The 26,812-nt window shown below is 59.8% G+C and carries 23 protein-coding genes; 11 read left to right on the forward strand and 12 right to left on the reverse strand.

The features are described from left to right. From JWU58_RS05690 to lpxC, 4 genes are all read left to right on the forward strand, one after another. Positions 1-867 carry a cell division protein FtsQ/DivIB gene (locus tag JWU58_RS05690; RefSeq protein ID WP_206421590.1) on the forward strand — a complete coding sequence of 289 codons (867 nt, stop codon included), beginning with the start codon at positions 1-3 and terminating at the stop codon, positions 865-867. A 15-nt stretch (positions 868-882) separates the two neighbouring features. Next, entirely contained in the window at positions 883-2,142 is a 1,260-nt protein-coding gene (gene ftsA / locus JWU58_RS05695; protein ID WP_016773282.1) for a cell division protein FtsA, read from the forward strand. A gap of 103 nt (positions 2,143-2,245) precedes the next feature. Then, on the forward strand, positions 2,246-3,442 hold the full coding sequence (gene ftsZ, locus JWU58_RS05700; RefSeq protein ID WP_016773283.1) for a cell division protein FtsZ: 1,197 nt from the start codon (positions 2,246-2,248) through the stop codon (positions 3,440-3,442). 112 nt (positions 3,443-3,554) lie between these two features. Then, positions 3,555-4,466: a UDP-3-O-acyl-N-acetylglucosamine deacetylase gene (gene lpxC, locus JWU58_RS05705; protein WP_007916984.1), complete on the forward strand. Its 912-nt coding sequence runs from the start codon at positions 3,555-3,557 to the stop codon at positions 4,464-4,466. A gap of 179 nt (positions 4,467-4,645) precedes the next feature. Here the strand turns inward: lpxC and JWU58_RS05710 are convergent, their stop codons facing one another. The 7 genes from JWU58_RS05710 to JWU58_RS05740 form a co-directional block, all read right to left on the reverse strand. Then, positions 4,646-6,154 (reverse strand): sensor domain-containing diguanylate cyclase, encoded by a 1,509-nt coding sequence (locus tag JWU58_RS05710; RefSeq protein WP_016773284.1) that lies wholly within the window; start codon positions 6,152-6,154, stop codon positions 4,646-4,648. Positions 6,155-6,339: 185 nt separating this feature from the next. Then, the gene (locus JWU58_RS05715; protein ID WP_206421591.1) at positions 6,340-7,656 is read right to left on the reverse strand and encodes an OprD family porin; all 1,317 of its coding nucleotides are present in this window, start codon (positions 7,654-7,656) and stop codon (positions 6,340-6,342) included. Between the two features lie 194 nt (positions 7,657-7,850). Then, positions 7,851-8,072 (reverse strand): hypothetical protein, encoded by a 222-nt coding sequence (locus tag JWU58_RS05720; protein WP_206421592.1) that lies wholly within the window; start codon positions 8,070-8,072, stop codon positions 7,851-7,853. A gap of 250 nt (positions 8,073-8,322) precedes the next feature. Next, the gene (locus JWU58_RS05725) at positions 8,323-9,687 is read right to left on the reverse strand and encodes a heavy metal sensor histidine kinase (RefSeq protein WP_206421593.1); all 1,365 of its coding nucleotides are present in this window, start codon (positions 9,685-9,687) and stop codon (positions 8,323-8,325) included. Further along, positions 9,677-10,354 carry a heavy metal response regulator transcription factor gene (locus JWU58_RS05730; protein ID WP_016773287.1) on the reverse strand — a complete coding sequence of 226 codons (678 nt, stop codon included), beginning with the start codon at positions 10,352-10,354 and terminating at the stop codon, positions 9,677-9,679. Before JWU58_RS05730 ends, JWU58_RS05725 begins: the two co-directional genes overlap by 11 nt. Before the next feature lie 9 nt (positions 10,355-10,363). After that, positions 10,364-13,477, reverse strand: coding sequence for a multidrug efflux RND transporter permease subunit (locus tag JWU58_RS05735; protein ID WP_206421594.1), 3,114 nt, complete (start codon positions 13,475-13,477; stop codon positions 10,364-10,366). Further along, a complete protein-coding gene (locus JWU58_RS05740) occupies positions 13,474-14,634 on the reverse strand; it encodes an efflux RND transporter periplasmic adaptor subunit (RefSeq protein WP_206421595.1) in 1,161 nt (386 codons plus the stop codon). The genes JWU58_RS05735 and JWU58_RS05740 overlap by 4 nt, the downstream gene beginning before the upstream one ends. 191 nt (positions 14,635-14,825) lie before the next feature. Between JWU58_RS05740 and JWU58_RS05745 the strand changes: the two genes are divergently transcribed. The 3 genes from JWU58_RS05745 (at position 14,826) to JWU58_RS05755 (ending at position 16,216) form a co-directional block, all read left to right on the forward strand. Then, positions 14,826-15,455, forward strand: a complete 630-nt coding sequence (locus JWU58_RS05745) for a nucleotidyltransferase domain-containing protein (protein WP_122611827.1) — start codon at positions 14,826-14,828, stop codon at positions 15,453-15,455. Then, the gene (locus JWU58_RS05750; RefSeq protein ID WP_122611828.1) at positions 15,418-15,837 is read left to right on the forward strand and encodes a hypothetical protein; all 420 of its coding nucleotides are present in this window, start codon (positions 15,418-15,420) and stop codon (positions 15,835-15,837) included. The genes JWU58_RS05745 and JWU58_RS05750 overlap by 38 nt, the downstream gene beginning before the upstream one ends. Before the next feature lie 139 nt (positions 15,838-15,976). Beyond that, on the forward strand, positions 15,977-16,216 hold the full coding sequence (locus tag JWU58_RS05755; RefSeq protein WP_016773292.1) for a hypothetical protein: 240 nt from the start codon (positions 15,977-15,979) through the stop codon (positions 16,214-16,216). Between the two features lie 134 nt (positions 16,217-16,350). On the opposite strand, the gene JWU58_RS05760 is transcribed toward JWU58_RS05755, so the two are convergent. The 5 genes from JWU58_RS05760 to norR form a co-directional block, all read right to left on the reverse strand. Next, positions 16,351-17,100: a YkgJ family cysteine cluster protein gene (locus tag JWU58_RS05760; RefSeq protein WP_206421596.1), complete on the reverse strand. Its 750-nt coding sequence runs from the start codon at positions 17,098-17,100 to the stop codon at positions 16,351-16,353. An 83-nt stretch (positions 17,101-17,183) separates the two neighbouring features. Beyond that, on the reverse strand, positions 17,184-17,510 hold the full coding sequence (locus tag JWU58_RS05765) for a hypothetical protein (RefSeq protein ID WP_123444190.1): 327 nt from the start codon (positions 17,508-17,510) through the stop codon (positions 17,184-17,186). Between the two features lie 153 nt (positions 17,511-17,663). Beyond that, a complete protein-coding gene (locus JWU58_RS05770; RefSeq protein ID WP_123444191.1) occupies positions 17,664-18,146 on the reverse strand; it encodes a GNAT family N-acetyltransferase in 483 nt (160 codons plus the stop codon). A gap of 3 nt (positions 18,147-18,149) precedes the next feature. Then, entirely contained in the window at positions 18,150-19,052 is a 903-nt protein-coding gene (locus JWU58_RS05775) for a chemotaxis protein CheV (protein WP_016773296.1), read from the reverse strand. Between the two features lie 316 nt (positions 19,053-19,368). Beyond that, positions 19,369-20,931: a nitric oxide reductase transcriptional regulator NorR gene (gene norR / locus JWU58_RS05780; protein ID WP_206421597.1), complete on the reverse strand. Its 1,563-nt coding sequence runs from the start codon at positions 20,929-20,931 to the stop codon at positions 19,369-19,371. A gap of 163 nt (positions 20,932-21,094) precedes the next feature. Between norR and hmpA the strand changes: the two genes are divergently transcribed. The 4 genes from hmpA (at position 21,095) to cyoB (ending at position 26,812) form a co-directional block, all read left to right on the forward strand. Continuing rightward, the gene (gene hmpA / locus JWU58_RS05785) at positions 21,095-22,276 is read left to right on the forward strand and encodes an NO-inducible flavohemoprotein (RefSeq protein WP_123444194.1); all 1,182 of its coding nucleotides are present in this window, start codon (positions 21,095-21,097) and stop codon (positions 22,274-22,276) included. A gap of 223 nt (positions 22,277-22,499) precedes the next feature. Beyond that, positions 22,500-23,009, forward strand: coding sequence for a disulfide bond formation protein B (locus tag JWU58_RS05790; protein WP_122507825.1), 510 nt, complete (start codon positions 22,500-22,502; stop codon positions 23,007-23,009). A gap of 827 nt (positions 23,010-23,836) precedes the next feature. Next, on the forward strand, positions 23,837-24,778 hold the full coding sequence (cyoA, locus tag JWU58_RS05795) for a ubiquinol oxidase subunit II (RefSeq protein ID WP_024014231.1): 942 nt from the start codon (positions 23,837-23,839) through the stop codon (positions 24,776-24,778). Between the two features lie 3 nt (positions 24,779-24,781). Beyond that, positions 24,782-26,812, forward strand: coding sequence for a cytochrome o ubiquinol oxidase subunit I (cyoB, locus tag JWU58_RS05800; protein WP_016773302.1), 2,031 nt, complete (start codon positions 24,782-24,784; stop codon positions 26,810-26,812).

Raw genomic sequence — 26,812 nt, forward strand, 5'->3', positions numbered from 1 at the left:
ATGCAAGGCGCTCATCTCAGACATCAGCCACCCGCACCCGGCCGCAAGCCGGTGCCGCGGGGTGCCAGCCGAATGGTGGCGAAAGAGCCGATGTCCGCGCGCCTGCCGAAAGCCAATTTCAGCTTTCTGAAAAGTCTGTGCTGGCCGGTGCTGCTGGTGGCGCTGGGCTTTGGTACGTACGAAGGCGCGCAGCGTTTGCTGCCGTACGCCGACCGGCCGATCAGCAAGATCGCGGTGCAGGGCGACCTCAGCTACATCAGCCAGCAGGCGGTGCAGCAGCGGATCGCGCCGTTCGTGGCGTCGAGCTTCTTCACCATCGACCTCGCCGGTATGCGTACCGAGCTCGAGCAGATGCCCTGGATCGCCCACGCCGAAGTGCGTCGGGTGTGGCCGGATCAGGTCGTGATCCGCCTCGAAGAGCAATTGCCGGTGGCGCGTTGGGGCGACGAGTCGTTGCTCAACAACCAGGGCCAGGCGTTCACGCCCAAGGAACTGGCGAATTATGAACACCTGCCGCAGCTGTTCGGCCCACAACGGGCTCAGCAGCAGGTGATGCAGCAGTATCAGGTGCTGAGCCAGATGCTGCGGCCGCTGGGTTTTTCGATTGCACGCCTGGAATTGCGTGAACGCGGCAGCTGGTTCCTGACCACCGGTGCCGGCAGTTCCGGCCCCGGCATCGAGTTGCTGCTGGGACGCGGCAACCTGGTGGAAAAGATGCGCCGCTTCATCGCCATCTATGACAAGACGCTGAAAGAGCAGATTACGAACATTGCGCGCATCGATCTGCGCTACGCCAACGGCCTCGCTGTTGGCTGGCGGGAACCCGTAGCGCCGACGACAGCCCAACCCGCTGTCGCAAAGAATTAAGAAGAGGCAGGACCCATGGCAAACGTGCAAAGCGGCAAAATGATCGTCGGTCTGGATATCGGCACCTCCAAAGTGGTGGCGCTGGTAGGCGAGGTCGCGGACGACGGCCAGCTGGAAATCGTCGGGATCGGCACGCATCCGTCCCGCGGTCTGAAGAAGGGCGTGGTGGTCAACATCGAATCCACCGTGCAGTCGATCCAGCGCGCGATCGAAGAAGCCCAACTGATGGCCGGCTGCCGCATTCACTCCGCGTTCGTCGGCGTGGCCGGCAATCACATCCGCAGCCTGAATTCCCACGGCATCGTTGCGATCCGTGATCGCGAAGTCAGCTCGGCGGACCTTGAGCGTGTACTCGACGCCGCCCAGGCCGTGGCGATCCCGGCTGACCAGCGCGTGCTGCACACCCTGCCGCAGGATTACGTGATCGATAACCAGGAAGGCGTGCGCGAGCCGCTGGGCATGTCCGGCGTGCGTCTGGAAGCCAAGGTTCACGTGGTCACCTGCGCTGTCAACGCTGCACAGAACATTGAAAAATGCGTGCGTCGCTGCGGTCTGGAAATCGACGACATCATTCTTGAGCAACTGGCCTCGGCCTACTCGGTGCTGACCGACGACGAAAAAGAACTGGGCGTGTGCCTGGTCGACATCGGCGGCGGCACCACCGACATCGCGATCTTCACCGAAGGCGCCATCCGTCACACCGCCGTGATCCCGATTGCCGGTGATCAGGTGACCAACGACATCGCCATGGCGTTGCGCACCCCGACCCAGTACGCCGAAGAGATCAAGATCCGTTACGCCTGCGCCCTGGCCAAACTGGCCGGTGCCGGCGAAACCATCAAGGTGCCGAGCGTTGGCGACCGTCCACCGCGCGAACTGTCGCGTCAGGCCCTGGCCGAAGTGGTCGAGCCGCGTTACGACGAACTGTTCACCCTGATCCAGGCCGAGCTGCGTCGCAGCGGCTACGAAGACCTGATCCCGGCGGGCATCGTGCTCACCGGTGGTACGTCGAAAATGGAAGGCGCCACTGAACTGGCCGAAGAGATCTTCCACATGCCGGTGCGCCTCGGTGTGCCGCATGGCGTGAAAGGTCTGGATGACGTGGTGCGCAACCCGATTTATTCCACTGGCGTTGGTTTGTTGATGTACGGCCTGCAGAAGCAGTCCGACGGAGTTTCGTTCTCCGGCATCGGCAGCCGCGACAGCTACAGCAGCGAAGAGCCTCAGGCGCCGCTGCTGGACCGACTGAAAAAGTGGGTTCAGGGCAACTTTTAAAAGCAGCCTGGAGCGACAAGCTTCAAGCGGCAAGCAACTGCAGTAGATACACCGCTACAAACAGCAGTAGGCGAAAAAACTAGAGAATGTAAGGAGAGGGAAAATGTTCGAACTCGTAGACAACATCCCCGCAAGCCCGGTAATCAAAGTTATCGGTGTCGGCGGTGGCGGCGGCAACGCTGTCAATCACATGGTCAAGAGCAACATCGAAGGCGTTGAGTTCATCTGCGCCAACACCGATGCTCAAGCGCTGAAAAACATCGGCGCGCGGACCATCCTGCAACTGGGCACCGGCGTGACCAAAGGCCTGGGCGCCGGCGCCAATCCTGAGGTCGGCCGTCAAGCCGCTCTGGAAGACCGCGAGCGCATCGCTGAAGTGCTGGCTGGCACCAATATGGTGTTCATCACCACCGGCATGGGCGGCGGTACCGGTACCGGTGCAGCGCCGATCATCGCTGAAGTGGCCAAGGAAATGGGCATTCTGACCGTTGCGGTCGTGACCCGTCCGTTCCCGTTCGAAGGCCGCAAGCGTATGCAGATCGCCGACGAAGGCATCCGCATGCTTTCGGAAAGCGTCGACTCGCTGATCACCATTCCGAACGAAAAACTGCTGACCATCCTCGGCAAAGACGCAAGCCTCTTGTCGGCTTTCGCCAAGGCTGACGATGTATTGGCCGGTGCCGTTCGCGGTATCTCCGACATCATCAAGCGTCCGGGCATGATCAACGTCGACTTCGCCGACGTGCGCACCGTGATGAGCGAAATGGGCATGGCGATGATGGGCACTGGCTGCGCCAGCGGTCCGAACCGTGCACGTGAAGCCACCGAAGCGGCAATCCGCAACCCGTTGCTGGAAGACGTCAACCTGCAAGGCGCGCGCGGCATTCTGGTGAACATCACCGCCGGTCCTGACCTGTCCCTGGGTGAGTACTCCGACGTGGGTTCGATCATCGAAGCCTTCGCTTCCGAGCACGCGATGGTCAAGGTCGGTACCGTTATCGATCCGGACATGCGCGACGAGCTGCACGTAACCGTGGTTGCCACCGGTCTGGGCGCGAAAATCGAGAAGCCTGTGAAGGTTATCGACAACACCGTGCACACCTCGATGGCTTCGGCGCAGGTGCAACAACCGGCTCCGGCCCGTCAGGAGCAGCCAGCGGTGAACTACCGTGATCTGGACCGTCCGACCGTCATGCGCAACCAGGCTCAGGCCGGTGCTGCGGCTGCCGCGAAGATGAATCCGCAGGATGACCTGGATTACCTGGACATTCCGGCATTCCTGCGTCGTCAGGCCGATTGATGGAATGTATCAGGGCTATGAAGGTGATTGGTGTTCAGCAAAGGCATGGTCTGCTATCATCGCCAGCCTTTGTTGATACCAGTTCGCAATTTGCGCTGAAGCGGCCCAAGCCATGATTAAACAACGCACACTGAAAAATATTATCCGTGCCACAGGTGTAGGCCTGCACTCCGGTGAGAAGGTCTATCTGACCCTCAAGCCTGCGCCTGTCGACACTGGCATTGTGTTTTGTCGCGCTGACCTCGACCCTGTGGTGCAGATTCCTGCCCGCGCGGAAAACGTCGGTGAAACCACTATGTCGACGACGCTGATCAATGGCGACGTCAAAGTGGACACGGTAGAGCACTTGCTCTCGGCCATGGCTGGCCTGGGCATCGATAACGCCTACGTCGAGCTCTCCGCGTCCGAAGTCCCGATCATGGATGGCAGCGCTGGACCCTTCGTATTCCTGATTCAATCGGCAGGCCTGGAAGAACAGGACGCCGCCAAGAAATTCATCCGCATCCTGCGTGAAGTGACAGTGGAAGACGGCGACAAGCGCGCCACTTTCGTCCCTTTCGAAGGTTTCAAGGTGAGCTTCGAGATCGATTTCGATCACCCGGTATTCCGGGACCGCACCCAGAGTGCAAGCGTGGATTTTTCCAGCACTTCGTTCGTAAAAGAAGTCAGCCGCGCCCGTACCTTTGGTTTCATGAGTGACATCGAGTACCTGCGCAAGCACAACCTCGCACTCGGCGGCAGCGTGGAAAACGCGATCGTGGTCGACGCTGATGGCGTGTTGAACGAAGACGGTCTTCGTTATGAAGACGAATTCGTCAAACACAAGATCCTCGATGCGATTGGCGACCTGTACCTGCTGGGCAACAGCCTGATTGGTGAGTTCAAAGGCTTCAAGTCCGGTCATGCACTGAACAACCAGCTGCTGCGCAAATTGATTGAGCAGACAGACGCTTGGGAAGTGGTGACGTTCGAAGACGCCAGCACCGCACCAATCTCTTACATGCGCCCGGTTGCGGCGGTGTAAGTAAAAAACCTCTCTAGTTTTTTGAAGGCCATCCTCGGATGGCCTTTTTTTATGCCTGTGGTTTCTCTAGTGCCTGATCAGGCTTCTTCGCGAGCAGGCTCGCTCCCACCTTTGAAATGCATTCCAACTGTGGGAGCGAGCCTGCTCGCGAAGGCGGCGGCGCCATCACCCTGGAAACATCAGACTGACACTACAACGCGATTGCGCCCGCCTTCCTTGGCTTGATACAGCGCCTTGTCCGCCGCAAACAGTAATTGCTCCAGTGTCATCTCGCTCGCCGATGTCCACGTAGCAATGCCGATACTCACGGTCATCGCCCGCTCAGCGCCTTCGACCCATGGCAAGTTTTCCACAGCCTGGCGAATCTGCTGGGCGATCTGCTGCGCCCCGGCGCTGTCGGTCTCGGCGAGAATCACCGAAAACTCTTCACCACCATACCGCGCGACCAGATCCGCCGGGCGTCGCACGTTCGCGGTGATTACCTTGGCCAGTTCACGCAAGACCTGATCCCCAGCCTGATGGCCATGGCGATCATTGAAGGCCTTGAAGTGGTCGGCATCGATCATCATCACCGACAGCGGCTGGCCCGAGCGCTGGGCGCGGAACCATTCGTGGCGCAGAGTCTGATCGAGCATGCGCCGGTTGGCTACTCCGGTCAGGTCATCGGTGGCAGCCAGTTGCGCCAGTTCGCGTTCGGCGCGATGGCGCAAACGCAGTTCCCGGGCGAGCAGCCACGTTAGCCACAACAGCCCCAGGCACAACACGCCGGTGGCGCCGCTGATCAGGATCGCCGTGCGCCGCCAGGTGCCGAACACTTCCTCGCTGGACAGCGCGACCATCACGGTCAACGGCAGATTGCCGACCCGCGAGTAGGTATAGAGCCGCCGCTGGTCATCCATGCTCGAAGTGCTGGTGAAACTGCCGCTGCCATCGCGATCGTTGAGAATCCGCACGACGTTGGGCCGGTTGCCGAAACTCTTGCCGACCGAATCGCTCTGCAGATACGGCTTCTGCGCAAGCAGCACGCCATCGCTGTTGATGATGTTCAACGTACTGTCGGTGCCGATGTCGAGGCTTTTGAACAGGTCGTCGAAATAGTCGAGTTTCAGCGACGCCACCGCCACGCCGAGGAATTCACCGGTCTGCGAGGAGATGCGTCGGCTGAAGCTGATGCGCCACTGATCGGCTTCTTCACAATCGCAACGGGTCTTGAACGGTCGGCTGATGAACATGCCAATGTCGCGGTTGAAGGCGTGGGCGAGAAAATAATCGCGGTCGGCGAAATTGCCCGGTTTCGCTTCGATGCGCGAGGAGTCGGCGATCACCTCGCCATGCTTGTCGAGCAGCAGGATGTCGCCCTTGAAGCGCGCGGTGGCAGAGCGATCGAACAGCGCCAGATGACGGATCTGCGGCGAGACGTTCTGCAGGTCGTCACGCTGGGCGGCGGCGATCAGCCCTTGCAGCGTCAGGTCGTACAGCTCGACGGTGCGCAGCACATCGGCATCGATCAATTGCGCGATGGTCGTGGCGCGGCGCGTGGCGACTTCCTGCGCACTGGCGTACTCGCGGATCAGCAGGAAGGTGACGATGCACACCATCGCAATCACGGTCAGCAGGCTGCCGAGGATCAGCAGGCGCTCGGGGCGACCGGTAAGGCCTGTGATGGAAGGCGTGCGGCTGGTGATCATGATGGGGAGCCGGTTGAAGTGGTTTCATAAGCTTAGTTGGGCTGACGCCGGACGAACCTGTGGGAGCGAGCCTGCTCGCGAAAGCTGATTGTCAGTCAACATCTGTGTTGAATGACACACCGCTTTCGCGAGCAGGCTCGCTCCCACAGGGTAGATCACAGGATCTGAAAAACGCAGCGCCGATCTTAGAAGACGTTGACCGGGTAGTCGATGATCACGCGGTATTCATCTGTATCCGAATCAATCGCGCCGTAGCCGTTGCCGCCACGGTTGGTCGCCCATTGCAGGCGCACCGCGAGGTCCTTGGCGTGGCCGCTTTGTACGACGTACTGTAAATCGATGTCGCGTTCCCAATGCTTGGCGTTGCGGCCATCGGCGCTGTACCAGCTGGAGTAGCCTGCGCTGTCCGGGTCGGCTTTGGTCAGATCCACCGTGCCGCGTGAATAAGACAGCGCCGAAGTCAGGCCGGGCATGCCGGCACCGGTGAAGTCGTAGGCGTACTTGAGCTTCCAGGAACGTTCGTTCGGGCCGTTGAAGTCCGAATACTGCTGCGAGTTGTCCAGGTACACGCTGTCGCCCTGGCTGATGTAGTCGAACGGCGTATTGCCGTTGACCCGCTGATAGGCGGCAGTGACGCTGTGGTTGCCGATGCCGACGGTGAGATGCGTGCTCCAGGTGTTGTTGTCGATATCGCCGAGCAGCGCATCGCCGGTGTCTTGCGTGTGATAGAAGTGCACGCCCGGGTTGAGGCTGACCAGATCGTTCAGTTGCCAGGTGTAGTCGAGGTCGTAGTAGTACTGGTTCCAAATGTCCTTGAGCTCGGACGCGTAAAGGCTGCTGGTCAGGCCCTCAACGCCGCTCCAGGCCACACCGGCCCAGTTCAGGTGCTGGCTTTCGTCGCCGTCGGCGAGGGTGCCGTATGACGTCCCGATGCGGGTATGACCACTCTGGTTATACGGTTTGGTGAAACTGGCCTGGCCACCTTCGATCAGCCAGCCGTCGAAGCTGTGGTTACTCAGGCTGATGCCACGAAAGGTCTGCGGCAGCATCCGCGTGTCGCCGCCGGCGATGACCGGGTTGGAGAGGAACAGATCACCGGCCTTCAACTCGGTATCGAAGGCGCGCATCTTCAAAGTCCCGCCTGCGGTGGAGAACGAGCCCGGCGCTTTGCCGTTGCCATCGCTGACCGGCAGGATGCTCGAACCGTCGGTCCCGCCTCCGCCATCGAGTTTCAAGCCGAGCATGGCATGGGCATCGACGCCGAAGCCGACCGTGCCTTCGGTGTAGCCAGACTGGAATACGCCGAGAAAACCCTGACCCCACTCGATATTGTCGTCCGCCTTCTGCAAGCGGTTGCGATTCATGTAGTAGTTGCGGGCGTTGAGGTTGAGGCTCGAGCCTGCGACGAAGCCCTGTTGGGCACGCTCATCGGCGTGGACAGCGGGGGCAATCGTTGCGGCAATTGCAATGAACAGCGGGGTGAGGCGGACAGGGTAAAACACGTGCGGTGGGGCTCCTTGGGTCAGCGGGCCGCTCTGTTTCTTGAGCGGCTTGATGTTTCTTGTTGTTACAGACGCAGCAGACGGCTTTCAGACCACAACGAAAAAAGGCCGCTGAATGGCAGCGGCCTGGAGTGACGACGGTTGAACGGGAAGAGCCAAACAACCGCGTCGAGGGAAACCTTTCGCGGTGAGACTCAGCTGTCTTTCTCGAGCGCTTGAGCCTGGGAAGTTGCGGCTTGCGGGGATTGCGTCGCGTCTTGAGCCTTGGCCATCACTTCGGCCTGATGCTGATGGAATGCCTGCGCGCGAGCGACATTGTGCGCCACGAACGCTTGCGATTCTTCAGCCATCGCCATCGGCGACAGGATCAATGAGGACAAAACGAATGCGCTGGCAATACCCATACTGTTGGACATCTTGAAAACCTTCTCGCTTGGCGAGTGCTGTTTGGTGCGGGCAAAGATAAGGTTGCCGGGGTTTGGGAAACAGCGTGATTTTCATAAATGACTGTTACAGCAAAAGCAAAGATCATCCCGTCGAGTTGATCGTTCCCACGCTCCGCGTGGGAATGTCTCCACGGACGCTCCGCGTTCGGTTTGGAAGGGACGCAGAGCGTCCCGGGCTGCATTCCCACGCGGAGCGTGGGAACGATCGCTCGACAAAAAATCAGACCGGGAGGTTGATGCCGAAGGTGTTCATGCCCCGATCACTGCGCACAAACACATCCCCGCCATGCATCAGCGCAATCGCCTTGACGATGGCCAGCCCCAGGCCGTGGTTATTGCCGCTGTTGCTACGCGAGGCATCAACCCGATAAAACCGCTCGAACAACCTCGGCAGATGCTCGCTGGCAATCGGCGTCCCGGGATTGGCTACGCCAATGCTCACCTGATGTTCTTCAGCCTCGATGCGCACTTCGATCACTTGACCCGCTTCGGTGTGCTGCACCGCGTTGCTGAGCAAATTGATCAGCGCCCGGCGCAGATGCGCGACCTCGATCTGCACTTGCGCATCGCCGCTGACCTGCACTTCAACCTGCGCGTCTTCAAGGATGAAATCCAGATAGTCCAGCGTCGTCGCCACCTCATCAGCCAGTGACGTCGAGGTCAGTTTGGTCGCCTTGTTGCCCTGATCGGCGCTGGCCAGAAACAGCATGTCGTTGATGATCGAACGCAGCCGCTCCAGCTCTTCGAGGTTCGATTGCAGCACTTCGAAATAGTGTTCGGCGGAGCGCCCGCGAGTCAGTGCGACCTGGGTCTGGCCGATCAGGTTGGTCAGCGGCGAGCGCAGTTCATGGGCGACGTCGGCGTTGAACGATTCCAGCCGTGAATAGGCCAGTTCGACCCGTTCCAGGGTCGAGTTGAACGACTCGACAAACTGTTCCAGTTCCGGCGGCAGCGGCGACAGGCGCAAGCGTCCGGCGCGCAGCGGTGGTGCCAGACGCTGGGCTTCCTGCGACAGTTTGATCAACGGCTTCAGACCGATTCTTGCGACCCAATAGCCCAATGCAGAGGCCAGCAGCACCCCGACAATCGCCAGACTGATCAGGGCGATGAGCAAGTGATGCTGGGTCTGATGCAGCGTCTCGGTGTCGATGCCGATCATGAAGCGCAACGGCGGACGCTGGTCCTTGGCGGGGAACTGACTGACCAGCACTTTCAGCGGGTAGGGCTGATCGGGCAGTTGCAGATCGTGCATGCCCAACGGGCCATTGATGGCGGCACGAATCTGCGGCGTAAGGTTGCCGTATTCGTAGCGCGGATCACCGCTGCTGATCCAGAAGCTGATGCGCTTGTCTTCCTCACCGAGCAGTTTGAGCTTGTTGTTGATCTTCACCCAATGCTCCGGCGTGCCGTAACGGCCGACGGTGGATTCGAGCACGCTGTAACGCGCGTCCAGCTCGGCTTCGGGCAACAAATCCAGACCTTTGTCGACCTGCTGATACAGCGCGCCGCCAATCAACAGAAACACCACCAGCGCCACCAGCGTGAACATGCCGCTCAGGCGCAAGGCAATCGAGTTACTGGACACCACGGCTCTCCAGCACATAACCCATACCGCGAATGGTGTGCAGCAGTTTTTCGTTGAACGGGCCGTCGAGCTTGGCGCGCAGGCGTTTGATCGCGACTTCGACGACGTTGGCGTCACTGTCGAAATTGATGTCCCAGACCATTTCCGCGATTGCGGTCTTCGAAAGGATTTCGCCTTGGCGACGGGCGAGCACGCTGAGCAGGGAAAACTCTTTCGCGGTCAGATCCAGGCGCGTGCCGGCGCGGGTGGCTTTGCGGCTGATCAGGTCGATCCACAGGTCGGCGATGGTCACTTGCACCGGCTCATGGCCGCCGCTGCGGCGGGTCAGCGCTTGCAGCCGGGCGACCAGTTCGAGAAAGGAAAACGGTTTGCCGAGGTAATCGTCGGCGCCGTCGCGCAGGCCCTTGATGCGGTCTTCGACGCGCTCGCGGGCGGTGAGCATGATCACCGGGGTCTGCTTGCGCGCACGTAATGCGCGCAGTACGCCGAAGCCATCGAGCCCCGGCAGCATGACGTCGAGGACGATCACGGCGTAGTCGCATTCCAGCGCCAGATGCAGGCCTTCGACACCGTCGCGGGCAAGGTCGACGGTGTAGCCCTGTTCGGTCAGGCCACGGTGCAGATAATCCGCGGTTTTTTCTTCGTCTTCGATAATCAGAACGCGCATGACCCTGCCTCAGTCTGTGGTCGCCAGTGCCGTTGCGGGCGTTGGGGCTGGTGGGTGTGAGTGCCGGTGAAACAGCCGCTCGAGCCATAAGTATATGACCGGCGTGGTGAACAGCGTCAGCATCTGGCTGACCAGCAAACCACCGACCACGGCAATGCCCAACGGCTGGCGCAATTCGGCGCCGGTGCCGTAGCCGAGCATCAGCGGCAACGCACCGAGCAGGGCGGCGAGGGTGGTCATGATGATCGGCCGGAACCGGGTGATGCACGCTTCGAAAATCGCCTCCTGCGGCGGCAGACCGCGCTGGCGCTGCGCTTCAAGCGCGAAGTCGATCATCAGGATGCCGTTCTTTTTGACGATACCGATCAGCAGCACCAGCCCGATCAACGCCATGATCGAAAAGTCCTGGCCGCAGATCCACAGCATGATCACCGCGCCCAGACCTGCCGCCGGCAAGGTCGAAATGATCGTCAGCGGATGCACGAAGCTTTCATAAAGCACACCGAGAATGATGTACACCGCCACCAGCGCCGCCAGAATCAGCCACGGCTGGCTGGCCAGCGAACTCTGGAACGCCTGCGCCGCGCCCTGGAAGTTGCCGCTGATCGCGGTGGGCATGCCGATCTCGGCCTTGGCCTGGTTGAGCTGAATCACCGCATCGCCCAATGCCACGCCGGGGGCGAGGTTGAATGACATATTGGCGGCGGGGAACATGCCGTCGTGAGCAATCGACAGCGGGCCGATGGTTGGCGCGTCAAACCTTGCCAGCGCCGACAGCGGCACCATCTCGCCGCTCAGTGGCGAGCGCAGGTAAAAATAGTTGAGGCTTTCGGCCTTGCCGCGCTGCTTGGTGTCCAGCTCGAGAATCACGTTGTACTGGTTGACCTGGGTCTGGAATTCATTGATCTGCCGTTGGCCGAATGCATCGTACAGCGCCTCGTCGACATCGCTGGCGGTCAGGCCGAAACGCGCGGCGGCGCTGCGGTCGATGCTGATGTGGGTGATGCTGCCGCCCAGTTGCAGATCGTTGGAAATGTCGCGAAACGCCGGGTTGCTGCGCAGTTTCTCGGTCAGGCGCTGGGTCCAGGTGGCGAGGGTCGCGCCGTCGTTGCTCTTGAGTACGTATTGGTACTGCGCACGGCTGGGGCCGGAGCTGAGGTTGATGTCCTGACCGGCGCGCAGATACAGGACGATGCCGGGGACTTTCATCAGTTGCGGGCGGATGCGATCAATGAACTGGCTGGCGCTGACATCGCGGTCGCCACGTTTTTTCAGGGCGATCCAGAAGCGCCCGTTGGCGATGGTCTGATTGCTGCCGGAAACCCCGACCGAATGGGAAAACGCCTGCACCGCCGGATCGGCGGCGACGATTTCGGCCATCGCCAAGTGTTTTTTCACCATGTCGCCGTAGGAAATATCCGCAGCGGCTTCAGTGGTGCCGAGGACAAAACCGGTGTCCTGCACCGGGAAGAACCCCTTGGGAATGAAAATGTAGCCGGCGACCGCCAACGCCAGCGAGAGACCGAATACGCCGATCATCAATTTCTGATGATCGAGGGCGCGGCGCAGGCCCTTTTCGTACCAGCCGAGCAGGCGTTCGCTGAAACCGGGTTGGGCGTTGGCGTGATGTACCGGCTTACGCATAAACAGCGCGGCAAGGGTTGGCGCCAGGGTCAGCGACACCACCACGGAAATCATGATCGTCGAAGTCGCTGTCAGGGCGAATTCATTGAAAAGGCGCCCGACCACACCGCCCATGAACAGCAGCGGAATGAACGCCGCCACCAGTGAGAAACTGATCGAAACGACGGTGAAGCCAATCTCGCCGGCCCCCTTGATCGCCGCCTCGCGCATGTCATCGCCGGCCTCGAGATGGCGATGGATGTTTTCCACCACCACGATCGCATCGTCCACGACGAAGCCGACCGCGACGACGATCGCCACCAGCGTCAGGTTGTTCAGGCTGAAACCGAGGATGTACATCAGGGCGAAACTGGCGATCAGCGAGACGCCGAGCACCGCCGAAACAATCAGCGTCGCCGACAATTGCCGCAGGAACAGCGCCATCACCGCGACCACCAGCAGGATCGCGATCAGCAAGGTGATCTCGACTTCATGCAGCGAGGCGCGAATGGTCTGCGTGCGGTCGATCAGGGTTTTCACCTGCACCGAGGCCGGCAGCATGGCTTCGAGGCCGGGCAGGGCGGCCTGAATGCGGTCGACGGTTTCAACAATGTTGGCGCCGGGCTGACGGAAAATCACCAGATTCACGCCGGGGCGATCACCGGCCCACGCCTGCACGTAGGCATCTTCCGCACCGTTGACGACTTTGGCGACATCGCGCAGGTGAACCGGGGCGCCATCCTTGTAGGAAACGATGAGTTGGCTGTAATCCTCGGGGTGAAACAACTGGTCGTTGGTCGACAGCGTCGAGATACTCGATTCGCCGTACAGCGCACCTTTGGCCAGATTAAGACTGGTCTGCTGGATCGCCAGCCGAATGTCGGCCAGCGTCAGGCCGATGGCCGCGAGTTTGTCCGCCGAGGCTTGTACGCGAATCGCCGGGCGTTGCTGACCGGTGATGTTGATCTGGCCGACGCCGTCGACCTGACTGATCTGACGCGAGAGCAGAGTTTCCACCAGGTCGCTGAGTTCGGTGCCGGGCATCTGTGTCGAGCTGACACTGAGGATCAGCACCGGGCTGTCGGCCGGGTTGACCTTCTTCCACGTTGGCAGCGTCGGCATGTCTTTTGGCAACTTGCCGGCGGCGGTGTTGATCGCCGCCTGTACCTCCTGGGCGGCGGTGTCGATGCTTTTATCGAGGGTAAATTGCAGGGTCAGCAGAGTTGAGCCCAGCGCGCTGCTGGAGGTCATCTGGGTCATGCCGGGGATAGCGCTGAATTGCACCTCCAGCGGCGTGGCCACGGAGGAAGCCATGGTGTCGGGACTGGCGCCGGGCAACTGTGCCGAGACCTGGATCGTCGGAAATTCCGCTTCCGGCAGTGGCGCAATTGGCAAACGCGGGAAGGCAATTACGCCGACCAGTACCAGAGCGAACGTCAGCAAAATCGTCGCCACCGGGTGATCGATGCACCAGGTCGAGATGCCCTTGTGCGAGTTCATGGCTTGGGCTCCGCCTGCACCACTTGCGCTGGCTCGCTCATGACTTGCACGCTCGAGCCCGGTTTGAGTCGCGACTGGCCGTCGGTCACCAGCACGTCACCAGCGTTGACACCTTTGATGATGTCCTGGCCGCTGCCCTGATAAACCATTTGCACCGGCACCGCCTCGACCTTGTCGTCCTTCACGCGGTAAACAAAGTGTTGTTCGAGGCCACGCTGTACGACGGTGGGCGGAACCACCAGCGCATCTTTATCCACAGCCGTCTGAATTTTTACCGTCACCAGCAAACCCGGCCAGAGCTTCTGGCTGGCATTGGCGAATTCGGCCTTGGCGCGGATGGTGCCGGTGTTGGCGTTGATCTGATTGTCGATCAGGGTCAGCTGACCTTCGCCGAGCAGATTGCCGGTTTCGCCATCAGTATCGGCTCCGATGTACGCCTTGACCGGGGCGCGTTGCGGATCGCTGATCAGACTCTGCAGGGTCGGCAGCATCTGCTGCGGCAGGGAGAACTCGACGGCGATCGGGTCGATCTGCGTGACGGTGAACAGGCCTTGGGTGTCGGTCATGCGCAGGAAGTTGCCTTCATCGACCGTACGAATACCGACGCGCCCAGTAACCGGAGAGCGAATCTGCGTGTAGGACAGTTGCACCTGCGCCGCATCGATCGAGGCCTGATTGCCTTGTGCCGTGGCCTTGAGCTGATTGACCAAGGCCTGTTGCTGGTCGAAGGTCTGTTTCGATACGCCGTCGTCGACGCTGAGCAGTTTGTAGCGCTTGAGATTGACCAGCGCGACCTGCAACTGCGCCTGACTCTCGCCCAACTGCGCCCGGGCCTGGTCGAGGCTGGCGCGGATCGAGCGGTCGTCGATGGTGGCGAGCAGGTCGCCTGCTTTGACCAGCTGACCTTCCTTGACCAGAATTTTCGTCAGGATCCCGTCGATCTGCGGACGCACCACCACGCTGTGCAGCGACAGCACCGAGCCGATGCCGCTGGTATAGCGCGGCACGTCTTTGGCGCTGACCGTTACGACGCGTACCGGGATGGCGGTCGGACCGGCCAGTTTGGTCGGCGCTGGCTTGAGCGCGAACCACAGGCCGGCTGCTGCCAGCAGAATCAGGAGAGTGGCCAGCAGGATTTTGTTTTTCTGGATGGACATGCGCGGCGCCGAAGTCTGGAGTTTGGGCAGATTGACCAGTTATAAACCGGTCAGGCGGTCGGCAGGGTGACGGCTGGCTGTCAGGATTGTCAGTTTCCGACGTTAATTGCAGTGGCTGCGATTACCGTTGAGTTGATAAGTCCCTAAAAGGGACCTATCGTTCCTGTTTTGGGACTCTTTGGTTTGCGCCAGTGGAAAACCTTTCTTTAAGCGAAGCCCTGTTCACCGCCACCCAGCAAAAAGTGTTGGGATTGTTGTTCGGCAAGCCTGACCAGACGTTCTACGCCAACGAAATTGTGCGCTGGGCACAGGTTGGCAAAGGCGGCCTGATGCGTGAACTCGATCGATTGCAACGAGCCGGGATTCTCAGCATGACTCGAGTGGGTAACCAGACCCATTACCAGGCCAACCCCGCATGTCCTATCTACGCGGAGCTTCTGGGCATCACGCGCAAGACATTCGGTTTTGCCGAGCCTCTTCGTCAGGCATTAGAACCGTTTGCCGAACAGATCACGTGGGCGTTCGTGTATGGCTCCATCGCCAAAAACTCGGCGAACACACTCAGTGACATAGATCTCATGCTGATTGGCGAAAGCCTGCACTACAGTGAGTTGATGGAGCGACTCATGCCGTTGGAGGAGCAATTGGGGCGTCCCATCAACCCGACGCTATACACCCCGCAAGACTGGGCCAGGAAGCTGGCGGCACAGAACAGTTTTGTCATGCGAGTGATGCAGCAGGAAAAAATCGATCTGTCAGGGGCAAACCCTTTGGAGTCCAAGGATGGGCAGCAACGAGAGTCTGGAGAATCTTCTACGTAGCGGTGTACTGAAAGCGGAGCCACCTGACCGCAAGGAGTGTGAAGGTCTGATGCGCTCGGCTTTGGACAGGCTCAAGGATGCGCACACTTGCACACTGTCGTTTTCCAGCCGGTTCGATTTGGCCTACAACGCCGCTCACGCGCTGGCGCTGACAGCTCTTCGCCTGAGTGGCTATCGATCAGACAAGCGCTATCTGGTATTCCAGTGCCTGATCCATACCACGCAAAGCAGCAAGGTTCAGGTGCGATTGTTTGCGCTGTGCCATGAGCGGCGCAATCTCGCCGAATACGAAGGCTATATGGATGAAGATGACGCGCTTCTTGAGCAATTGCTGGAGAGCACGTCGCAATTGTTGGGTGACGTTCAACAACGCATGAACTGAAATATCATCACGCAGTGTCAGTGCCAGGCAGCCATTCAGCGCACGGTGCAAATCTTCAGATGCCGAGCCAGAGCGCACAGGTATACTGCGCGCCTTTGCGGCTCACTGATCGGGCCGACTTTTTGTTCCCGGAGCTTTTATGACTTCCCCGACCCAACCGCCGGTTGACGACGCTGTGAGCGACGTCCCGGCTGAAGTGGCTGACGCCAGCGAAACCAAGGCCGAGATCCCGGCGTTCAAGTTCCCGTTCAAGCCGGGCGAGCTGGCTTCGGCGAAAGGCTCGAATCAGCCTTGGTACAAGAATGGCGCGAAGAATGGCCACACCAAAACCCCGGGCATGGCGCCGCCGGGGACGCGTCGGTCGATGGGAAAGCGCTGACATCGGAAAGTAATGGAGCTTGTGCTGGCCTCTTCGCGAGCAGGCTCGCTCCCACATTGGATCTGTGTAGAACCCAAACCTGTGGGAGCGAGCCTGCTCGCGAAAGCGACATCCGCTACAGCACAAATATCAGATCAAGCCGCGCGCAATGAAATAAACGCATAAGTCTGCGCCGGTTCCGTCACCACTTGCCCGCCCGCAGCCAGCACTTGCCCGGCGACATCATCGCCGGACAAATGAAACAGCCATTCACTGGTTCGCGCCGCCAGTGGTTGCGCGCTCACCTGGTCGATCACCGCTGCAAACGCATCCATGTTCGGCAAGTACGCGGTGAACCCGTCGCCCTTGAGCGCCGTGGTGCGAATCCCCAACGTTGCGCATATCGCATCCTTGAGTTTGATGTCATCCCGATCCGCCTGACGCGAACGCTGGATCAGCTCAACCAGTTCCCGATCAACCAACTCACCGCCCACGATCAGCTCCGGCCCCTGCTCCCAGGACTCTGGCGGGCAATCCTTGGCAGCTGGATTGAGCGGAATGTGCGGATTGATTTCCGCCGGGTAAATCCGGCACACCAGCGGGCGCCGCTCGTAGATCCGGCAGCGCTTGTCGTCGTCAAGATTCCGGCAGGGGCCGACGTTGTAGGCGGCAAAGGTGATCGCCACATGAGCATCAGTAGTGCCACTGCGGACCACCGCCGAACGGCGCTCGGCATGTTCGCGCTGCTGCGCCGGCAGGCCCAGGCCATTGCCGAGAAATGCCTCGACCAGCACGATCACCTGACCGCCATCGGCCGCCCACATGCGGGCTTCGGCGAGCGTCAGCGGGACATGGTGGTCGGTGCAGCATTTGCCGCAGCCTATGCAGGAAAACGTCGTATTCATTGAGCGATCTGTCTTCAATCAGGGTGTGAAACGACGGCGGAAAACCATCGCACAGAACCGGATCGAAGCAAGGACTGCGCCACTCAGTGGGTGTTCGTGGCCGGGCGAATCGAATCCCACTCGGTGACGAACGCGGTTTTCGACTGTTTGTTGTACAGGCACAGCTCGCTGCCTTGCTGGCCTTTCATGTGTTTTTGCGGGTATTGGCCTTGCAGCAGAACGGCGGTGTAACCGACGCGGTCGTCGAATTGCGCGGGCGTGCCGACAGGTTTGACGTTTTTCAGACCGCTGGCCTTGGTGCAACTGGCGAGCACGGTCTTGTCGTAAGCGGCCCAGGCGTCGGGGCTGGAGGCGTGGGCCTGGGAGGCCAGGGCGGTGAGGCTGAGCAGGGCCAGGGTGAAGGCTTTCATGGTTGGGCATCCTTGGTTATGGCCAAGGTTTGAGTCTGCCTGAAGAGTTTTGTTGCCTGGGGCACCGCTAAAAGATCGCAGCCTTCGGCAGCTCCTACATGGATATGCGGTTTCCTGTAGGAGCTGCCGGAGGCTGCGATCTTTTGACTTTGATCAGTCCGGCACCAATTCCCGGCGGACCACATACATCCCGACACTTTCATACAACCGCCGCGCCCGCAGGTTGTCCTCCAGAACCCGCAAATCGACAAACCCCTCGCGCCGCTGTTGAAAGACGCTGAAGGCATGCAGCAACAACGCGCGTCCAAGCCCCCGGCCCTGCATTCGCGGGTGCACCACCAGATTCTTGATATACGCACTGGTCCAGCACTGCGCCACGCCCACCACGCCCTCGGCATCGCAGGCCACGAAACACAATGCTGGATCGTATTCAGGGTCGCTGGCAAAGCGCTGACGCCAGTCGTGCAGTGACGGCACTCGACCGCCACCTTCCAGATGTCCAAGCTGCATCAACTGATGCAACGCCGGCGCCAGCTCCTCGCGGTAGACGGACAGCTCAATCCCGTCCGGCCACTGCGCATCCGGCACCGCTTCACTCAAGTCGCGCCGCAGCAGAAAGCAAAACGTCTCGGCCAAGACTCAGTGCCCGTTGGCCGCGACGTGCTTGGCCGCTTCGATCAGACGTTGGGTCAGCTCCGGCGAGGAGAACTTGGTCAGCACCGCATTGGCACCGGCCAGTCGGGCCTTTTCACTGTTCATCGCGCTGTCGAGGGAGGTGTGCAGCAAGACGTACAAGTGGGCAAAGTCCGGGGTTTCACGCAGGGTGCGGGTAAAGGCATAGCCGTCCATTTCCGACATTTCGATGTCGGAGACGATCAGATTGATCTGCTGCGCGGTGCCTTGCAGGTCGAGCAGGCAGTCGATGGCTTCCTTGGCACTGCGCGCGGTGTGGCATTGCAGGCCGAGGTTGCGCAGGGTGTGCACCGATTGCTGCAGCGCCACCTGGCTGTCATCGACCACCAGAATGCGCGCGTTGCCGAGCACTTCGGCGTCTTCCATGGTCAGGTCGGTCGGCGCCATTTCGATCTGCGCCGGGGCGATGCTGTGGATGACTTTTTCGATATCCAGCACCTGCACCAGCGTGCCGTCCACTGAGGTCACGCCGGTGATGTAGGCACGCGAGCCGCCAGAGCCGAACGGTGGCGGCTTGATGTCGGTGGTCAGGCAATGGACGATCTTGCTCACCGCCTGCACATGCAGACCCTGCTTGGAACGGCTGACATCGGTGACGATCAGGCAGCCACCGTTGGGATCTTCCAGAGGCCGCTCGCCGATCGCGCGGCTGAGATCGATCACCGACAGCGATGCACCGCGCAGCGAGGCGATGCCTTTGACGTGCGGGTGCGACTCCGGCAGCTTGGTCAGCGGCGGGCAGGGGATGATTTCACTGACTTTCAGCAGGTTGATCGCCATCAGCTTGCCGCTGCGCAAGGTAAACAGCAGAAGCGAAAGTGAATCTGCGCGGGCTTTGGTGGAGGACATAAGAACCTTCTGTGGGGCAAGAGTGGAAATCGCCAGAAACCTTTGATGCCGTGTTATCGGCGTTAAAGGGGTGGGCTTTAGGTTAGTTGTCGGGTAGTCGGCTTGAGTTGATCGCTGTTCTCTCTATCACTGCCCCTCACCCCAGCCCTCTCCCAGAGGGAGAGGGGGCCGACGGAGGTGTGTGGCGTTTTACACCGACCTGAACGACCGAGTCGATTATGGATTCGGAAGAAATCTTTCACGTCAGTGGAATTCTTCAATATCCCCCAATCAGTCCCCTCTCCCTCTGGGAGAGGGCTAGGGTGAGGGTGTGCTTTTAGCTCTTCATGCCTAGTCGTTTGGCCATCCGCCCGAGATTCGCCCGATCCACCCCCAACTCCCGCGCCGCACTCGCCCAGTTATCCTGATGACGCTCCAGCGCTGCACTGATCAGGCGCCGCTGAAACTCATCGGTGGCACTGCGCAAATCACCACCGATCATCGGCATCACATTGGCCAAGTCGGCACTGGCAGGCGCAACCACGTTATCCACAACCTCACGGGGCAAATCCAGGTCCGCCGCGCTCAGACTCAGAATCTTCGGCCGCACTTTGCAGTTACCCAGCGCTTTCAGCGCACTGCGGCCGATCAGGTGCTCCAGTTCGCGCACATTGCCCGGCCAGGTGTAGGCGAGCAGCGCTTCCTGAGCATCACTGTTCAAACGCAGGCTATTGAGGCCCATGCGCGAGCGGTTCTGCTCGAGAAAGAAGCCACTGAGCAGCAACACGTCGCGCCCGCGATCGCGCAGGGCCGGCACCCGCAGCGGGTACACGCTCAAGCGGTGATAGAAGTCGGCACGGTAGCGACCGCTGCGCACTTCTTCGGCCAGATCACGATTGGTCGCGGCAATCAGACGCACGTCGACCTGGTGCTCTTTGTCCGAGCCCAGGCGCTGCAATTGACCGCTCTGCAATACGCGCAGCAACTTGGCCTGGACCGTCAGCGACAGCTCGCCGACTTCATCAAGAAACAGCGTGCCGCCATTGGCCAGTTCGAACTTGCCGCGCCGGTCGCTGGTGGCGCCGGTGAAGGCGCCGCGCACGTGGCCGAACAGTTCGCTTTCCACCAGCGTGTCGGGGAGGGCGGCGCAGTTGAGGCTGATGATCGGTTTGTCGGCGCGCGCGGAGGCGGCGTGGATCGCTTGGGCTACCAGCTCTTTGCCGACCCCGGTTTCGCCGGTGATCAGAACAGTCAGATCACTGCCGCCGACCAGATTGATTTCTTCCACCAAACGTTTATGCGCCTTGCTCTGGCCGATCATTTCGCGGTTCTGCTGACCGCTGGCCTGACGGTAAACCTCGGCGCGCTGATGCTCGTCTTCGGCGCGGGTGGCCAGACGTTCGATGCGTTCGGCCGCATTGACCGTGGCCGAGGCGAGGCTGGCGAAGGCTTGCAGGGCGTCGAGTTCGATCGGCTCGAAACGCTCCGGGTCCAGTGCGTCGAGGGTGATCAGGCCCCAGAGTTTTTCATCGACGAATAAAGGACAGCCGAGGCAGTCGTGAACTTCGAGGTGATCGTCGAGGCCATCGACCAATCCGTCATAAGGATCGGGCAGGTCGCTGTCGGCGGCGAAGCGCGTCGGCCCGATGCCTGCGAGCAGAATCTCGAAACGCGGATGCTCGCTGACCTTAAAGCGCCGGCCGAGGGTGTCGGTGCTTAGACCGTCCACCGCCAGCGGCACCAATGATTCGCCATCCAGACGCAACAACGCGGCGGCATCGCAGGGCAACAAGGCGCGCATGGCCTCGAGCAAACGCCGATAGCGCTCACCTTCGGGCAGTTCGCGGGAGAGGTCGGCGACCAGAGGCAGCAGGGCGGTAAGCAAGGATTTGGCGGTCATGGTTATGTAGTCAAAGAGACAAGGTGTAGTCGCGATGACTATACGTTCATTTGTGTCTAAATGACTATGAGGTTTTCAAGCTGTTGAATCCAAAGGATTAATTAGTTGGCACGAAAGCTGATATCCCTAATGCAATCTTTCAAGAAAGCGCAGGAGTCACCTTATGCTTAGCGTCCAGGATCGTGCCATCATCAAATCCACCGTGCCTCTGCTGGAAAGCGGCGGCGAGGCGTTGATCACGCATTTCTACCGCATGATGCTCTCCGAATACCCGCAAGTGCGCCCACTTTTCAACCAGGCGCATCAGGCCAGTGGCGATCAGCCGCGTGCCTTGGCCAACGGCGTGCTGATGTACGCCCGGCACATCGATCAGCTCGACCAGTTGGGCGATCTGGTGGCGAAGATCATCAACAAACACGTCGCCCTGCAGATTCTGCCGGAGCATTACCCGATCGTCGGCACCTGCCTGCTGCGCGCCATTTCCGAAGTGCTCGGCGAAGAGATCGCCACGCCTGAGGTGATGAGTGCCTGGGGCGCTGCGTACGGGCAACTGGCCGACATCCTGATCGGCGCCGAAACCGCGATCTATGACCAGAAGGAACACGCTGTCGGCGGCTGGCGCGGTGCGCGGGAATTCATCGTCGCAGCGAAGGTGCAGGAGAGCGCGGAAATCACCTCGTTCTACTTCGAACCGGCGGACAAAGGGCCGATTCTTGCGGCCGAACCGGGTCAGTACATCGGCATGAAGCTGATCCTCGACGGCGAAGAAATCCGTCGTAACTATTCGCTGTCGGCACTGGCCAACAATGGTCAGTACCGCATCAGCGTCAAGCGTGAACCGAATGGTCGCGCGTCCAACTACCTGCATGATCAACTGCACGTCGGCGCGAGCATCCAACTGTTCCCGCCGTCGGGCGAATTCACCCTGGCGGCCAGCGACAAACCACTGGTGCTGATCAGTGGCGGCGTCGGCATCACCCCGACGCTGGCGATGCTGGAAGCAGCGCTGGCCACCGAACGTCCGGTGCACTTTATCCACTGCGCGCGTAACGGCAGCGTCCACGCATTCCGTGACTGGGTCGATGGGCTGGCGGCGCGTCATCCGCAACTCAAGCGCTTCTATTGCTACGCCGAAGAAGATGGGGTCAGCCCGGCGGCGGACAAGGTTGGCCTGCTCAGCGAAGAACTGCTCGGCCAGTGGCTGCCGGCGCAGCGTGATGTCGATGCTTACTTCTTGGGACCGAAGGGGTTCATGGGCGCGATCAAACGGCATCTGAAAGCGTTGGGCGTGCCGGAGAAACAGAGCCGTTACGAGTTCTTCGGCCCGGCTGCTGCTCTGGAGTGATCCGAGACCGCCTTGTCTCGTTCGCGAGCAGGCTCGCTCCCACCGGATTTGCGTTCGACGCACATCCATTGTGGGAGCGAGCCTGCTCGCGAATCTTCTGCGCGCCGCAAAAGCCATGTTGGTTAATCATTCCTTAACCGCTCTATCGTTTATTGCCCCGGTGTAGACTTGCGACAATTTCAGCCGCCGGCCGGCTGGACCATGGACTTACAAAGGAAAGGCAATGAGCGAGGAAACGATGCGGTTGGGGCGTGAGCGGCGCTATCTGGTGTTGCTGGGGATCATCTGCCTGGCGTTGATCGGCGGCGCACTTTACATGCAGGTCGTGCTCGGCGAAGCACCTTGCCCACTGTGCATTCTGCAGCGCTATGCATTGTTGCTGATTGCACTGTTCGCCTTTATCGGTGCGGGCATGCGCAGCCGTCGCAGCATCACCGTGTTCGAGACGCTGGTGGTGATCTGTGCGATCGCCGGGGCCGGTGTGGCCGGGCATCACGTCTATACGCAGTTCTATCCGGCGGTGAGCTGTGGCGTCGATGTGCTGCAGCCGATTGTCGATGATCTGCCGCTGGCGAAGATCTTCCCGCTGGGCTTCCAGGTCGACGGTTTCTGCTCGACGCCGTATCCGCCGATCCTCGGTCTGTCGCTGGCGCAATGGGCGCTGGTGGCCTTCGTGCTGGTGGTCATTCTGGTGCCTCTGCTGACTTCGCGTAATCGAAAAGCGCTGCACTGAGTCAACTTCTCGGCAGAGCTGCCGATAAACAAAACGCCCCGATTTTCGCTGCTGAAAATCGGGGCGTTTTGCATTTCAGAGCGTTTGTGAAAACACCGTGACGAACGGCAATGAAGCGTGCGGCAAATGTGCGACATGTTGTCACACAGGGGCTGTCGCAGGGACTCGGGATGCGGCGGATTGGCCGCCTGTTACATAAAAACATTGGCCAGTTTTAGTGTTTTCGGGCTTGAGCACGGACGTACCAGAGCAGGCAGTTTTAACAGGCGCCGGCAGATGGGCGAAGCCCTTGGAACATCAGGCTTTGCGCCGCTCCAGCGTTTGTAGATCGGGTGCAGAGCTGTCTGATTTGAGGCGGTTACGCTGGCAGATTTTGCCTCTTTTATTGAGAAACGCTTTCGATAACTTGCGCAACTTTTGCAAAAATGGCGATGGATTGTTGCTCTGAGTGATAAAAATTATTTCGGGATAAGACATGGTGTATAGGGCGCTACCTATCTACAATCGCCCGCACTGAATTCCCGACGCTGTTCAGCCTTTATCAAGGAACTGATCAGGAGGTCGGGTGTCGAGCGAGCCGCGAGGTTTTCGAGACACCCTGGTGTCGGTGCCTTTCCAATTTTCCGCACCAAATGGAATTGGTCTGTAACAAGGCCTTTGACCACGAATTCGAATAAGAACTGAACGCTGTCCCAAGGTTTTGTCGAGCGTGAGACGCGCGACGGGCGGCCCTTATTCAATCCAAAGAAAATGCCAACCCTTGGCAGGGTGAAGTGTTGGCGATCAAAACCCAACTGCATTGCGCAAGCTGCTTTAGAGGTCGTGAGATGAGTAAAAACAGGTACCCCAGATTACTAGGCCTAGTGCCGCTGCTCGGCACGTTGTTGCTGGGAGGCTGCAACATGACCTTGCTCAATCCAACGGGCCAGGTCGGCCTGGAACAGCGCAACCTGATCATCACCGCCACGCTGTTGATGCTGTTGGTCGTCGTGCCGGTCATCGTCATGACCTTCCTGTTTGCCTGGAAGTACCGCGCTTCGAACAAGAACGCGGTCTACACGCCGAAGTGGTCGCACTCGACCAAGATCGAAGTGGCCGTATGGACCATCCCGGTGCTGATCATCATCGCCCTGGGCTACATCACTTACATCTCGACTCACGAGCTGGACCCGTATCGTCCGATCGAGTCTGACGTCAAGCCGGTGACCATCGAAGTCGTCGCGCTGGACTGGAAGTGGCTGTTCATCTACCCGGAACAAGGCATTGCCACGGTCAACAAGATCGTGTTCCCGGCGCACACGCCAATCAACTTCAAGATCACCTCCGATGCCGTGATGAACTCGTTCTTCATCCCGGGCCTGGGCGGCCAGATCTACGCGATGGCGGGCATGCAGACCAAGCTGCACCTGATCGCTGACCGCAACGCTGAAATGGACGGTATCTCCGCCAACTACAGCGGTGCCGGTTTCACCGGTATGAAATTCAAGGCTATCTCCACCACTCAGGAAGATTTCGACGCCTGGGTAAGTGAAGTCAAGAAGTCGCCTAAACAGCTTGATCAGGCTGAATACGCGGCCCTGGCCAAACCGAGCCAGAACAACCCAGTCGAACTCTACTCGTCGGTCACGCCGAACCAGTTCCAGATCATCGTCGACAAGTACGAAGGTATGAAGCCGGGCAAGCCGCTGAAGCACGAGAAGAAAGAGAAAGAAGTGGCGGCCACGGATATTGACGCGGGTTCGCATTCAGCTGCCGGGGCAGAGGAGTAAACGATGTTTGGTAAATTAAGTTGGGAAGCAGTCCCATTCCACGAGCCGATCGTGATGGTGACCATCGCCATGATCGCCCTCGGTGGTCTGGCGCTGTTCGCTGCGATCACTTACTTCAAGAAGTGGACGTACCTGTGGACCGAGTGGCTGACTTCGGTCGACCACAAGAAAATCGGCGTGATGTACATCATCGTCGCCATGGTCATGCTGCTGCGCGGCTTTGCCGATGCGATCATGATGCGTACCCAGCTGGCCATGGCCACCGAGGGTTCGCCTGGCTACCTGCCACCTGAACACTATGACCAGATCTTCACCGCTCACGGTGTGATCATGATCATCTTCATGGCGATGCCATTCTTCACCGGCCTGATGAACCTTGCAGTGCCGCTGCAGATCGGCGCGCGTGACGTTGCGTTCCCGTTCCTGAACTCCCTGAGCTTCTGGCTGCTGGTGTCCGGCGTTGTGCTGATCAACCTGTCGCTGGGTATCGGTGAATTCGCCAAGACCGGTTGGGTTGCGTATCCGCCGCTGTCGGGTCTGCAATACAGCCCTGGCGTGGGTATGGATTACTACATCTGGGCGCTACAGCTATCCGGATTGGGTACGACGTTAACCGGGGTCAACTTCCTCGCGACCGTACTGAAAATGCGTACCCCTGGCATGAAACTGATGGACATGCCGATCTTCACCTGGACCTGCACCTGGGCAAACGTTCTGATCGTGGCTTCGTTCCCGATCCTGACCGCTACCCTGGCACTGCTGACCCTTGACCGTTACATGGATTTCCACATTTTCACCAATGAACTTGGTGGCAATCCGATGATGTACGTCAACCTGTTCTGGGCGTGGGGCCACCCTGAGGTTTACATCCTGATCCTGCCGGCCTTCGGCATCTTCTCGGAAGTGATCTCGGCCTTCACCGGCAAGAAACTGTTCGGCCACCACTCGATGATCTACGCCTCGGGCGCGATCTCGGTACTGGGCTTCATGGTCTGGCTGCACCACTTCTTCACCATGGGTTCGGGTGCAAGCGTCAACGCCTTCTTCGGTCTGGCGACGATGCTGATTTCCATCCCGACGGGTGTGAAGCTGTTCAACTGGCTGTTCACCATCTACCAGGGCCGTCTGCGCTTCACCAGCCAGGTCATGTGGACTCTGGGCTTCATGGTGACCTTCGCCATCGGCGGCATGACCGGCGTACTGCTGGCCATCCCGGGTGCTGACTTCGTGCTGCACAACAGCCTGTTCGTGATCGCGCACTTCCACAACGTGATCATCGGCGGTGCGGTATTCGGTTACATCGCTGGCTTCGCGTTCTACTTCCCGAAAGCGTTCGGCTTCAAGCTGCACGAAGGCTGGGGTAAAGCAGCGTTCTGGTTCTGGATCTCGGGCTTCTTCGTCGCGTTCATGCCGCTCTATGCACTGGGCTTCATGGGCATGACCCGTCGTCTGAACGCCACCACCAACCCTGAGTGGGTACCGTACCTGTACGTTGCCATGTTCGGTGCGGTGATGATCGCTGTCGGTATCGCCTGCCAACTGATCCAGCTGTACGTCAGTGTGCGTGACCGCAACAAGCCAGAGAACGTTTGCGATCACGGTGACCCGTGGAATGCACACACCCTGGAATGGTCGACCTCGTCGCCACCACCGTTCTACAACTTCGCTGTGCTGCCTAAGGCTGACTGCATCGACCCGTTCACCGAAGCCAAGGAAAACGGTACTGCGTACCAGCGTCCGGCCAAGTACGAGCCGATCCACATGCCGAACAACACCGCCACTGGCGTGGTGATGGGCGCGCTGTTGACCGTCTTCGGTTTCGCGATGATCTGGCACATCTGGTGGCTGGCGATCGCGAGCCTGGTGGGCACCGTCGTTTACTTCGTGATCCACGCTGCACGTGACGACCAGGGCTATATGGTTCCGGTTGAAACGATCGAGCGTATCGAAGCCGAGCAGCACAAGCGTCTGGTCGCGGCAGGGAAAATCCCGGCCAATGCCACCCGTGTTGAAACCTCGTTGGAACAGGCTTAA

Origin of the sequence: Pseudomonas atacamensis, assembly GCF_017167965.1 — a bacterium.
GTDB lineage: Bacteria > Pseudomonadota > Gammaproteobacteria > Pseudomonadales > Pseudomonadaceae > Aquipseudomonas > Aquipseudomonas atacamensis.